Raw genomic sequence first — 11,202 nt, 5'->3', positions numbered from 1 at the left:
GTGTCCGCTTTGTCCGAGCAAAGTGACCGGGGTCACGCGGGGTGGGCAGCCGGGGCCCGGAGCGCGAACGGGCCGAACCCGTTCAAATCCCGAAGGGGGCAAAGCGGTACACACTCCTCATCGATACGCCCCCGAGTCCCCACAAATCGCCCATGATGGTAACGGGCGAAACGGTCAGGCTCCCAACGCCCGCCGCAGCCGGTCGGGGTTCACCCTCCAGAAGGTGTGCTGTTCACCATCCACCAGCACCACCGGGATCTGCTCCCAGTGCAGCCGGTAGAGCTCCTCGTCCTGCGAGATGTCCTTCTTCTCCCATCGCGCCCCCGTCTCCGCGCAGACCGACTCCACGACCGCCTGGGCGTCGTCGCACAGATGACACCCGGGCTTCCCGATGAGCGTGACCATCCGCTCCCCGGGACCCTTCTTTTCCTTACGGCGCAGCAAAGGACTCATGACCTCATTGTCCCGCGCGGGACCGCGCGGACCCGCGCGGGACGGGAGGGGCGGCGGGATGCACGGCGGGCGGGGCGGCGGGCGGGGCGGCGGGCGGGCCCGAAGAGTTAACCGCTCCGTTTCCCTGCGGTTCGGGAACTCCCGAACACAATGGCTATGCTCGCGTCATGGCCGCTCTGGGATGGCTCACCCCCCGTAGGCGCTCCGCAACCGCGCGGAGCGTGCTGGCAGGCGAGGCCTCGGCCGAGGCCGCCCGCAAGTCCGCGCAGGCCGAAGCCCCACCTCACACCGCCCCGCCGCAGGACGAGACCCTCCTCGCGGAGGCCGCCGGGACGCCCGACGGCACCCCCGCCGAACCGGAGTTTCCCGTTCCGGGAGACGACCTCGCCGCCGCCTTCTTCGACCTCGACAACACCGTCATGCAGGGCGCCGCGATCTTCCACTTCGGCCGCGGCCTCTACAAGCGCGAGTTCTTCCGCCGCCGCGAACTGGCCCGCTTCGCCTGGCAGCAGGCCTGGTTCCGGCTGGCCGGCGTCGAGGACCCCGAGCACATGCAGGACGCCCGCGACAGCGCCCTGTCCATCGTCAAGGGCCACAAGGTCTCCGAGCTGATGTCCATCGGCGAGGAGATCTACGACGAGTACATGGCCGAGCGCATCTGGCCGGGCACCCGCGCCCTCGCCCAGGCCCACCTCGACGCCGGCCAGAAGGTGTGGCTCGTCACCGCCGCCCCCGTCGAGACGGCCACCATCATCGCCCGCCGCCTCGGCCTCACCGGCGCCCTGGGCACGGTCGCCGAGTCCGTGGACGGCATCTACACCGGCCGCCTGGTCGGCGAGCCCCTGCACGGCCCCGCCAAGGCGGAGGCGGTGCGCGCCCTGGCGGCCGCGGAGGACCTCGACCTCGCGCGCTGCGCGGCGTACAGCGATTCGCACAACGACATCCCGATGCTGTCGCTGGTCGGACATCCGTACGCGATCAATCCCGACACAAAACTGCGCAAGCATGCCCGCGCGAACGACTGGCGGCTGCGCGACTACCGGACCGGCCGCAAGGCCGTGAAGGTCGGCGTCCCGGCCGCCGCCGGAGTGGGCGCCCTGGCGGGCGGCGCCGCCGCCGCCATCGCCCTGCACCGCCGCCGCAGGTAGCGACGCCCCGGGCCAGGCCCCGCGAGGGCCCGCCCGGCGCACCCGTCCGGCGCACATTCCCCCACCCTTACCCGCGCCGCCGGCGCGGTACTCCGGCCTGCCCGACCCGGTCGTGAGCCACCGTGGAAGCGTCCATTCCGCGCACCCATCTGATCAACAACCGATCACCAACTGGGTCTGAATATGCCCTCGACACGCAACAGAAGTGTCGGAACCGGTGATTTCAGCAACTGGGTGTAGCGCTGCCTGTACGAAGCGTTATTCTCCTCAAACGCATGCCACCGCTCATCTGTCGCCACGACGGGTGAACGGTCCCGCACTGCACGTGATGGAAGCTCTGCCTCTGGGAGTCCCGTGTACCCACCTGTCGGGGTTGACGCCTCGGGCCTGGCTACGCTGCGCGCAACGGTCCTCGACCACCTGCGCGGCTTCGTCCCCACCGCGTACGCCGTCCCCGCCCTCGCCGCCGCGGTCCCTGCCGGCCTCGGTCCGGCCGGTCCCTGCTACGCCCTGACCGACGGCGGAGCGACGGTGGGCAGACGCGGTCGAACGGGCGCGAGCCCGGCCGCCGCGGCCGGCGCCGCCACGCCCGCGGCCCGCCGCCCCACCGCGGACAGCGACCAGGCCCGCATGATGGACCTGGTCGAACGCGCCCAGGCCGGCGAGGCGGACGCCTTCGGCCGCCTCTACGACCAGTACAGCGACACGGTGTACCGCTACATCTACTACCGCGTCGGCGGCAAGGCGACCGCGGAGGACCTCACCAGTGAGACCTTCCTGCGCGCGCTGCGCCGCATCTCCACCTTCACCTGGCAGGGCCGGGACTTCGGCGCCTGGCTGGTGACCATCGCGCGGAACCTGGTGGCGGACCACTTCAAGTCCAGCCGCTTCCGCCTGGAGGTCACCACCGGCGAGATGCTCGACGCCAACGAGGTGGAGCGCAGCCCCGAGGACTCCGTCCTGGAGTCCCTCTCCAACGCGGCGCTCCTCGAAGCCGTACGGAAACTGAACCCCCAGCAGCAGGAGTGCGTCACCCTGCGCTTCCTCCAGGGCCTCTCGGTCGCCGAGACCGCCCGTGTGATGGGGAAGAACGAGGGCGCCATCAAAACGCTCCAGTACCGGGCCGTCCGCACCCTGGCCCGCCTGCTGCCGGACGACGCCCGCTGACCGGCCCTCCCGGCCGGCACGGCCCCGACCCGACACCACGACCCCACACCCACACCCGGTGACCCCTCGATGACGCTGTGGTCCGATCATCCTTCGTCCGTAACCCAAGTGCCGCGCCGCTCGTTGTGCGGAATGCAGGCTCCCTGTGGACAAGCTTTGCCCGAAGCCGCCCACCCGAAAGTGTGGATGTGCTCAAGGAAGGCAACCTTCCGGACACCTTGGGGAGTCGATCGTCATGACGAGAGGAGGTGCCGCCAGTGATCGCGAACGTGACTCCGCACCGGCGGGCGAACGCCTTCGCCCAGGCCCTGGAGGAGCGGACCCCGTCCGACCTTTCGGAACCGGACCCGGCGGCCGAGCAGTCCGAGGCACCTGCCGAACCTGCCGACCACGACCGGTTGTTGGCCCTGGCGAACGTGCTCGGCGAAAGAATGCCGCGCCCGGTGCTGGACCCCGAGGTCAAAGTGGTGCAACGAGCCCAGCTCGTCGCCGCCATGGAGGCCATGGTGAAGGAGGAGAGGGCCGGGGGCGGTGCCGCCGCGGACCCTCTGGTGCCCGAACAGCGGACCGGCCGCGGCGCCCACCGGGCGACCTCGCTCCGGAAATTGCGGCCCCGCTCCCGCTGGTCCAAGGGCATCGCAGCGGGGGGCCTCACCGTGGGTGTGGCCGCCGGGGCCTTCAGCGGAGTGGCCGCTGCCAGCACCGACGCCCTGCCCGGTGACTCCCTCTACCCCGTCAAGCGGGGCATGGAGGACCTGAGGCTGGGTCTGGCCGACGAGGACGCGGACCGCGGCGAGCTCTACCTCGACCAGGCCTCGAACCGGCTGTCGGAGGCGCGCAGGCTGATGGAGCGCGGCCGTACGGGCGTACTGGACCACGAGTCCCTGGGCGAGATCCGCCGCGCCCTCGCGGGCATGAAGCACGACGCCGCGGAGGGCCACCGGCTGCTCCAGGCGGCGTACGAACGGGACGGATCACTGGGCCCGATCCAGACGCTGTCCTCGTTCTCCCGCTCCCACCGCGACGCGTGGGGCCGGCTCCGCGAGAAGCTCCCGGTGCAGCTCCACGATGTCGGAGGGGAGGTCGAGTCGGTGTTCCAGGCCATAGACGAAGACGTGGCACCGCTCCAGGGCCTGCTGCCCAAGCCCCCGGAGCAGTCGCGCGGCTCCGGCGCTCCCGCCAAGCCCAGCGGCCCGGCGGCGGGCAAGCACCAGCCGTCCGCGCACCCGGACGGCCCCGCGTCGAACGCGCCCCCGGCCGCCCCCACGCCCTCCGGCAGCCGTCCCACGGCCCCCGCCCCGGGCAGCGGCCTCCTCGGCGGGGCCGGCGATCTGCTCCACCCGCCGGCCCCGGGCCAGCCCGCGCCGCCGTCCGCGGCGACACCGGACCTCCCGCAGCCGGACATCACCCTCCCGCCGCTCCTCCCGGGCCTCCTCCCGGGCCTGGGGCTCAACGCGGAGGACGCCGGCCAGTAGCCGGCGCAGAGCGGGGGCCGCGCACCGCGCGGCCCCCGCTTCCGTCTGCCCGTCTGCCCGTCAGTTCAGAAGAAGACCGACCGCCGCTGCACCAGCAGCTTGTACAGCGTGTGCTGGATCTGCTCCCGGACCTGGTCCGTGAGGTTGAACATGAGCATCGGGTCCTCCGCCGCCTCCGGCGCGTACCCGTCCGTCGGGATCGGCTCCCCGAACTGGATCGTCCACTTCGTCGGCAGCGGCACCGCCCCCAGCGGCCCCAGCCACGGGAACGTCGGCGTCAGCGGGAAGTACGGCACCCCCAGCAGCCGCGCCAGCGTCTTGGCGTTCCCCAGCATCGGATAGATCTCCTCCGCGCCCACGATCGAGCACGGCACGATGGGAGTTCCCGCCCGCAGCGCCGTCGAGACGAACCCGCCCCGCCCGAACCGCTGGAGCTTGTACCGCTCTCCGAACGGCTTCCCTATCCCCTTGAAGCCCTCCGGCATCACCCCGACGAGCTCCCCGGCCTCCAGGAGCCGCTGCGCGTCCTCCGCGCACGCCAGGGTGTGCCCGGCCTTGCGGGCGATCTCGTTGACCACCGGCAGCATGAACACCAGGTCCGCCGCCAGCAGCCGCAGGTGCCGCTGCGCCGGGTGCTGGTCGTGGACGGCCACCTGGAGCATCAGCCCGTCCAGCGGCAGGGTCCCCGAGTGGTTCGCGACGATCAGCGCGCCACCCTCCTTGGGGATGTTCTCGATCCCCTTGACCTCCACCCGGAAGTACTTGTCGTACACCGGCCGCAGCAGCGACATCAGGACCTGGTCCGTCAGCTCCTTGTCGTAGCCGAAGTCGTCGACCTCGTACTCCCCGGTGAGCCTCCGCCGCAGGAACGCCAGCCCGCCCGCGATCCGCCGGTCCCACACGGCACCGGCCGCCGACGGCGCGGGAACGGGCGGCGCCCCTTCCGCCGGCTCCAGAGGCTGCACCGGCTCCACCGGCTCCACCGCCTCCACGGGCGTCGGCACCGCGCGCACCTTCCGCGGAGTGCCCCGCCGGCGCGGCCGGTCCTCATCGAACGGAATGACCTTGGCGTCCGCCACTATCGCTTCGCTCCCTCGTCCACACCGGCGCCCGCACCGGCGACCGGCCCGTTCACCTTCGGGTCCCGCACCCCCAGTACGGCGGCGACCCGCCGTACGGCCCGGTCGACCCGGTCCGCCGGCAGCAGCCCGTTCCCGCGGCTCCGCGCGAAGTCGGCGAAGGTCTCCACGGTCGTGTACATCGGCCGGAACCCCAGCGTGTCCCGCATCTGGGTGGTCTCCACGACCCGCCCGTGCGTCAGCAGCCTGATCTGCTCCGGCGAGAAGTCCGTCACCCCGACCGTCCGCAGCGCCGAGCCCACCCACGTCACCGCGGGCAGCACCAGCGGCACCGTCGGCCGCCCCAGCCGGCGCGAGCACTGCGACAGCAGCAGCACCCCGTCCCCCGCGATGTTGAACGTCCCGCTGTTCAGCGTCCCGCGCCGCGGCTCCCCCGCCGCCAGCCGCAGCACGTCCACCACGTCGTCCTCGTGCACGAACTGCAGCCTCGGGTCGTACCCCAGCACCGTCGGCATCACCGGCATGGAGAAGTACTCCGCCAGCGCCGAGTCCGCGTACGGGCCCAGGATGTTCGCGAAACGCAGTACGCACACCGCCACGTCCGGCCGCCTGCGCGCGAAGCCGCGTACGTAACCCTCGACCTCGGCGGCGTCCTTGGCGAAGCCGGCGCCCGGCAGCGACTTCGGCTGGGTCGTCTCGGTGAAGACGGCCGGGTCCCGCGAGGTGCCCCCGTACACGCTGGTGCTCGACTTCACCACGAGCCGGCGTACCGTCGGCGACTTCTGGCAGGCTCCGAGGAGCTGCATCGTCCCGATGACGTTCGTTTCCTTGACGGTGCTGCGCCCGCCCGGCGCCCCCGCCGCGCCGCCCGTGACGGCCAAGTGGACGACCGTGTCCACGGCGTGCTCCGCGAGCACCCGCACGATGCCCGGCTGTCTGATGTCCGCACGGACGAACTCCGCCGAACCGAGCCGGTGCGGCGGACTCGCCGCGTCGACGGCGATCACCCGTTCCACGTCCGGGTCGCGCTGGATGCGGCGCACGAAGCGGCCCCCCAGCTGCCGGGCAGCCCCGGTGACGAGCACGACCTTGCCCACGAGCTCAGCGCCTCCCTCGAAGAAGTACCCCGGCTGCACCGCAGCCCCTCCACCAGGATGGTGGAGGGGCTGCGGGAAACACGTACAGCTGCCGTTTACTTCTTGTTACGGCGCTGGACGCGGGTGCGCTTGAGCAGCTTGCGGTGCTTCTTCTTAGCCATCCGCTTGCGCCGCTTCTTGATAACAGAGCCCACGACTACCCTCGCTCACTTCTCTTCATTCGGTGCGGGGCGTCGGGGCCCACACGACCTACGTCGGCCTAGCCTACCGTCCCGAGCTCTGAGCTTGTAATCCGAGGGTCCGCCGGGGTCAGTCTCAGGCCGATTCCACCCCCACGTAGGACTCGCGGAGGTACTCGTGGACCGCGTTTTCGGGGACCCGGAAGGACCGGCCCACCCGGATCGCGGGCAGATGACCGTTGTGCACCAGGCGGTACACGGTCATCTTCGACACTCGCATCACCGAGGCGACCTCCGCCACGGTCAGGAACTGAACCTCGCTGAGAGGCCTCTCGCCAGCAGCCATGACACCCACCTTGACCTTCCGCGCGTGACGGGCACCGGCTTCCCCTCCGGTTACTCCTCGTCGTCGCACGCTCACTCCCCAGAGTAGGGGCGGGTGATACGAGTGGGGAAGAGGAGCTACGGCCACTCCTGACGCTCCGGCAGGCGCGCACGGTGCAAGGCGTAACGAATGAGCGGCCTGTAGTAATCCGAGCGCACCCCGTCATCAAGCGGAACCGTCACCGCCACCCGCCCCTCGGCCTCCCCGACGAACAGCGCGGGATCGTCCGTATCCGCCAGCCCGATCGCCGCCACACCCAGCTGACCTGCACCGCAGACCCACCCGTGGTCCCCCACCACCAATTCCGGCAACGGCTCCCCCGCCTCCGCCAACGCCCCCAGCGCCAGCCGAACCGGCAGCGGCGAATGGGAGTGTGCGCCGGGGGCACGCAGGGCCGGCCGCGCGCCGTCCTCCCGCACCAGTGCGACTCCCCGTACGTAGTCGATGCGGTGCGGGCGTACGCCGAACCGGGTCGCCATGTCGACACCGACCCCCTGCGCCGGAGTGAGGACAACACAGCCCGCCGCCGACAGCGCCCCGGCCAAAGAGGCGTAGAACTCCAGGAGACGGTGCGGATGACCCGTGCCGAACAGTACGGGCGACCGCGCCCCCGCCGCCGCCCCCAGCCGCTCCGCGAAGGCCTCCAGGGCCGCCAGCGTCCGCTCCGGGTCGATCGCGTCCGGCCCGCTCACATGCGCCGGATCCGGCGAGACACCGCACTTGGCCGCCATCAGCCCCAGCAGTGCCCCCTCATCCCACCGCCGCTCCGGTTCCAGCCCCAGCAGCACCCGCGGATCCCGCGCCGCGAACAGCCGGTAACTGCGCAGGCCCGCCTCCCTCGACGTGGCGACGGGCCCGGCCAGCCGGGCGGCCAGCAGATGCGCACGCAGCGCGCCGGTGGTCAGCACACCCCGATGCTGCCGCACCGCGCCCGGCGCTTCGGCACATCCCGCGAAGGGCGCCACGGCCGGCGCGACGGGCCGCTATCCTCGTACGCCCACGCGCTCAAGACGGGCCGTCACACCAGCATCCCGCGCAGGGGGAACACCGCCCGCCGGGTCGCGAGCACGGCCTGATCCGTACGGTCCGCCGGATCGTAACCGGCCTCCCAGTCCCGCCACCGCGCGTCCCGGCCGTCCGTCATCCGGGCCGGCCCGCCCTGCCGCGTCCGTGCGTACACCAGGTCCAGCCACTCCCGCGGCACCGCCGACGCCGGGTCCACCGGCCGGTGCGCCGCGATCCCCACCAGGTGCGTCCAGGACCGCGGTACGACGTCCACCACCGCGTACCCGCCGCCGCCCAGCGCCAGCCACCGCCCGTCCGCGTACGTGTGCGCCAGCCGGTGACAGGCCTCCTGCACCGCCCGCTGCGCGTCCAGCGACACCGCCAGGTGCGCCAGCGGGTCCTCGAAGTGCGTGTCCGCCCCGTGCTGGCTGACCAGCACCTGCGGCCGGAAGTCGGCCAGCAGCTCCGGCACCGTCGCGTGGAAGGCCCGCAGCCAGCCCTCGTCACCGGTACCGGCGGGCAGCGCCACGTTCACCGCCGACCCCTCCGCGCCCGGCCCGCCCGTCTCCTGCGGCCAGCCCGTCTGCGGGAACAGCGTCCGCGGGTGCTCGTGCAGCGAGACCGTCAGGACGCGCGGGTCGTCCCAGAACGCCGTCTGCACCCCGTCCCCGTGATGGACGTCCACGTCCACGTACGCGACCCGCTCGGCCCCCAGCTCCAACAGCCGCGCCACCGCCAGCGCCGCGTCGTTGTACACGCAGAACCCGGCCGCCGCGCCCGGCATCGCGTGGTGCAGCCCGCCCGCGAAGTTCACCGCGTGCTCCGCCTCACCCCGCCAGACGGCCTCCGCACCGGCCACCGACTGCCCCGCGATCAGCGCCGAGGCCTCGTGCATCCCGGGAAAGGCCGGATCGTCGGCCGTGCCGAGCCCGTACGAACCGTCCGCGATCCCCGGGTCCGCCGACACCTCGCGCACGGCGGCCACGTAGTCCTCCCGGTGGACCAGCCGCAGCGTCGAGTCGCCGGCCGCGCGGGCCGCCCGTACCTCCATCGCCCGGTCCAGCCCGAAGGCCCGGACCAGACCCATGGTCAGCGCCAGGCGGACCGGGTCCATCGGATGGCTCGGCCCGAAGTCATACCCCGTTACCGCCTCGTCCCACATCAACAACCCGCGGCCGCTCATGCCCGACACCGTATCGGGCCCGGCCGGCGCCGAACGAGCGAGCCTGGACGAGCGTCACCAGCACCAGCAGCATCGGAACGAGCATCGCGCCCCGGTAGCTCCAGGCGTCCCCGACGGCCCCGACGAGCGGCGAACCGATCAGGAAACCGACATAGTTGAAGATGTTCAGCCGCGCGACCGCCGTGTCGGAGGCCCCCGGGAACAGCCGGCCCGCGGCCGCGAAGGTCTGCGGCACGATCACGCACAGCCCGATGCCCAGCAGCGTGAAGCCCAGCATCCCCGTCCACGCCCCGGGCGCGGCGGCCACCACCGCGAACCCGCCGGCCGCCACCACCGTCCCGGCCCGCACGACCGCCACCGCCCCGAACCGGCGCACCCCGAGGTCGCCGACGGCCCGCCCGACCAGGGTCGTCACCATGTACACGTTGTACGGAACCGTCGCCAGCTGCTCGGAGCCGCCCAGCACGTCCTGGAGGTACTTGGCACTCCAGTTCGCCACCGTCGAGTCCCCGATGTACGCGCACGCCATCACCACGCACAGCGGCAGCAGCAGCCTGCCGCCCTTCGCCGGCCACCCGCCGGCCTCCTCCCCGGCGCCGCCGGGAACCGTGTCCGCGTAGAACCGGCTCCCCGCCAGCACCACCGGCAACAGCACCACCACGGCGGGCAGATAGCCGGTGACCAGCGCCAGGTGCCAGTGCGCCCCCGCCCAGGCCGCCGACGCGCCCAGGATCCCGCCGAGGCTGTACGCGGCGTGGAAGCCGAGCATGATGCTCCGCCCGTACGCCCGCTGGAGGCTGACCCCCAGCATGTTCATCGACGCGTCCAGCGCCCCCACGGCCAGCCCGAACACTCCGAGCGCGACCGCCACGTGCCACAACCGGCTCCCGGCGCCGACACCGAGCAGCGCGAGCAGGACGACGGGCTGCGCCCACCGCAGTACGGTGCTCGGCGCGACCCGCTTCACCAGGTGCTCGGTGACGACGCTGGAGACCCCGGCGAGGACCGGCACGGCGGCGAGGAAGGCGGGCAGCAGCCCGTCGGATATCCCGTACTGGTCCTGGATGGCCGGGATCCGGGTCACCAGCAGCGCGAAGGCCACGCCCTGCGCGAAGAAGCTGAACCCGAGGGCGCCACGCCCGCGCCGCAGCCGCACGTCAACTGTCATGGCGGCACAGCGTAGGCCCCCCGGCTACCGGTGGGTAGAGCGATCACACACCCAATCCGAGCAGGCCGTACAGCTCCTTCATCTCCCCGAAGTAGGCGGTGGCACCGGGCAGCGCGGAGGCCGGCGACATCGAGGTGTACGCCAGCACGTCCATCCCCGCGGCCCGCGCGGCCCGCACCCCGAGCGGACTGTCCTCGACCACGACGCACCGCGCGGGCGCGACCCCCATCATGTCGGCCGCGTGCAGGAACAGGTCCGGCTCCGGCTTGCCCCGCCCGACGTCCTCCGCGCTGAAGATCCACTCCTCCTCGAACCACTCCCCCAGCCCGGCACTGCGGTGCCCGACCCGGATCCGCTCGTGGGTCCCGGAGGACGCCAGGCAGTACGGCATCCCCTGCGCGGACAGCTCGGCCAGCACCTCGGTCACCCCGGGGACGGGCTTCAGCTCCCGCGCGAAGGCGGCGGCGACCCGCTCCTGAAGGGTGTGGTCGAACTCCTCGGGCAGCCGCTGCCCGCTCCGTTCGAAGACCAGATCGTGGATCCGGTGCACCGCGGAACCCATGTAGTCCCGCACCGACTCGTCATAGGTGGTGGGGTGCCCGATCTCCGTCAGGTACTCGGAGAGGATCGTGTTGGCGAGCGGCTCGCTGTCCACGAGGACGCCGTCGTTGTCGAAGATGACCAGCTCATAGCCCATCCACCCAGCGTACGAGCGACCGGCGCGGGTTCACCGCAGCCTCGTACGGGTAAACGGTGGAACCGCGCACGGCCGCGGCCGGCCGGCGCGACGGCCCGTAAACGCAGAAAGGCCCCGCACCGAACCCTGAAGGGCTGGTGCGGGGCTATCCCACAATAATTGTTCG

At 72.2% G+C, this 11,202-nt stretch carries 12 protein-coding genes; 3 read left to right on the top strand and 9 right to left on the bottom strand.

All coding sequences use genetic code 11. The features are described 5' to 3' along the window. Positions 1-174: 174 nt before the first annotated feature. On the bottom strand, positions 175-453 hold the full coding sequence (locus ACZ6ZT_RS16840) for a glutaredoxin family protein (RefSeq protein WP_469719922.1): 279 nt from the start codon (positions 451-453) through the stop codon (positions 175-177). Positions 454-620: 167 nt separating this feature from the next. On the opposite strand from ACZ6ZT_RS16840, the gene ACZ6ZT_RS16835 reads away from it, so the two are divergent. From ACZ6ZT_RS16835 to ACZ6ZT_RS16825, 3 genes are all read left to right on the top strand, one after another. Further along, entirely contained in the window at positions 621-1,601 is a 981-nt protein-coding gene (locus tag ACZ6ZT_RS16835; RefSeq protein ID WP_469719921.1) for an HAD family hydrolase, read from the top strand. Between the two features lie 354 nt (positions 1,602-1,955). Then, positions 1,956-2,768 carry an ECF subfamily RNA polymerase sigma factor, BldN family gene (locus ACZ6ZT_RS16830; RefSeq protein ID WP_469719920.1) on the top strand — a complete coding sequence of 271 codons (813 nt, stop codon included), beginning with the start codon at positions 1,956-1,958 and terminating at the stop codon, positions 2,766-2,768. A 257-nt stretch (positions 2,769-3,025) separates the two neighbouring features. Continuing rightward, the gene (locus ACZ6ZT_RS16825; protein WP_469719919.1) at positions 3,026-4,243 is read left to right on the top strand and encodes a DUF5667 domain-containing protein; all 1,218 of its coding nucleotides are present in this window, start codon (positions 3,026-3,028) and stop codon (positions 4,241-4,243) included. A gap of 65 nt (positions 4,244-4,308) precedes the next feature. On the opposite strand, the gene ACZ6ZT_RS16820 is transcribed toward ACZ6ZT_RS16825, so the two are convergent. From ACZ6ZT_RS16820 to ACZ6ZT_RS16785, 8 genes are all read right to left on the bottom strand, one after another. Next, on the bottom strand, positions 4,309-5,322 hold the full coding sequence (locus tag ACZ6ZT_RS16820) for a lysophospholipid acyltransferase family protein (protein ID WP_469719918.1): 1,014 nt from the start codon (positions 5,320-5,322) through the stop codon (positions 4,309-4,311). Beyond that, on the bottom strand, positions 5,322-6,419 hold the full coding sequence (locus ACZ6ZT_RS16815; RefSeq protein WP_469720157.1) for an NAD-dependent epimerase/dehydratase family protein: 1,098 nt from the start codon (positions 6,417-6,419) through the stop codon (positions 5,322-5,324). The genes ACZ6ZT_RS16820 and ACZ6ZT_RS16815 overlap by 1 nt, the downstream gene beginning before the upstream one ends. Positions 6,420-6,514: 95 nt before the next feature. After that, positions 6,515-6,613, bottom strand: a complete 99-nt coding sequence (locus ACZ6ZT_RS16810) for a 30S ribosomal protein bS22 (protein WP_003948845.1) — start codon at positions 6,611-6,613, stop codon at positions 6,515-6,517. 121 nt (positions 6,614-6,734) lie between these two features. After that, on the bottom strand, positions 6,735-6,944 hold the full coding sequence (locus ACZ6ZT_RS16805; protein ID WP_008738568.1) for a helix-turn-helix domain-containing protein: 210 nt from the start codon (positions 6,942-6,944) through the stop codon (positions 6,735-6,737). Positions 6,945-7,060: 116 nt separating this feature from the next. Then, positions 7,061-7,891 (bottom strand): phosphatase, encoded by an 831-nt coding sequence (locus tag ACZ6ZT_RS16800; protein ID WP_469719917.1) that lies wholly within the window; start codon positions 7,889-7,891, stop codon positions 7,061-7,063. A gap of 110 nt (positions 7,892-8,001) precedes the next feature. Further along, positions 8,002-9,171, bottom strand: coding sequence for an acetoin utilization protein AcuC (locus ACZ6ZT_RS16795; RefSeq protein ID WP_469719916.1), 1,170 nt, complete (start codon positions 9,169-9,171; stop codon positions 8,002-8,004). Beyond that, the gene (locus ACZ6ZT_RS16790) at positions 9,122-10,339 is read right to left on the bottom strand and encodes an MFS transporter (protein WP_469719915.1); all 1,218 of its coding nucleotides are present in this window, start codon (positions 10,337-10,339) and stop codon (positions 9,122-9,124) included. The genes ACZ6ZT_RS16795 and ACZ6ZT_RS16790 overlap by 50 nt, the downstream gene beginning before the upstream one ends. A gap of 43 nt (positions 10,340-10,382) precedes the next feature. Next, positions 10,383-11,036, bottom strand: a complete 654-nt coding sequence (locus tag ACZ6ZT_RS16785; RefSeq protein WP_469719914.1) for an HAD family hydrolase — start codon at positions 11,034-11,036, stop codon at positions 10,383-10,385. Positions 11,037-11,202 lie beyond the last annotated feature (166 nt).

It is taken from the genome of Streptomyces sp. NPDC102258 (assembly GCF_055584685.1).
Note: the sequence above shows the minus strand (reverse complement) of the source record. Positions and strands in the feature narration are given on the sequence as shown.

Coding starts and splice junctions, on each gene's coding strand:
- ACZ6ZT_RS16840 (WP_469719922.1), bottom strand. CDS start 453: ATGAGTCCTTTGCTGCGCCGTAAGGAAAAGAAGGGTCCCGGGGAGCGG.
- ACZ6ZT_RS16835 (WP_469719921.1), top strand. CDS start 621: ATGGCCGCTCTGGGATGGCTCACCCCCCGTAGGCGCTCCGCAACCGCG.
- ACZ6ZT_RS16805 (WP_008738568.1), bottom strand. CDS start 6,944: ATGGCTGCTGGCGAGAGGCCTCTCAGCGAGGTTCAGTTCCTGACCGTG.
- ACZ6ZT_RS16795 (WP_469719916.1), bottom strand. CDS start 9,171: ATGAGCGGCCGCGGGTTGTTGATGTGGGACGAGGCGGTAACGGGGTAT.
- ACZ6ZT_RS16790 (WP_469719915.1), bottom strand. CDS start 10,339: ATGACAGTTGACGTGCGGCTGCGGCGCGGGCGTGGCGCCCTCGGGTTC.
- ACZ6ZT_RS16785 (WP_469719914.1), bottom strand. CDS start 11,036: ATGGGCTATGAGCTGGTCATCTTCGACAACGACGGCGTCCTCGTGGAC.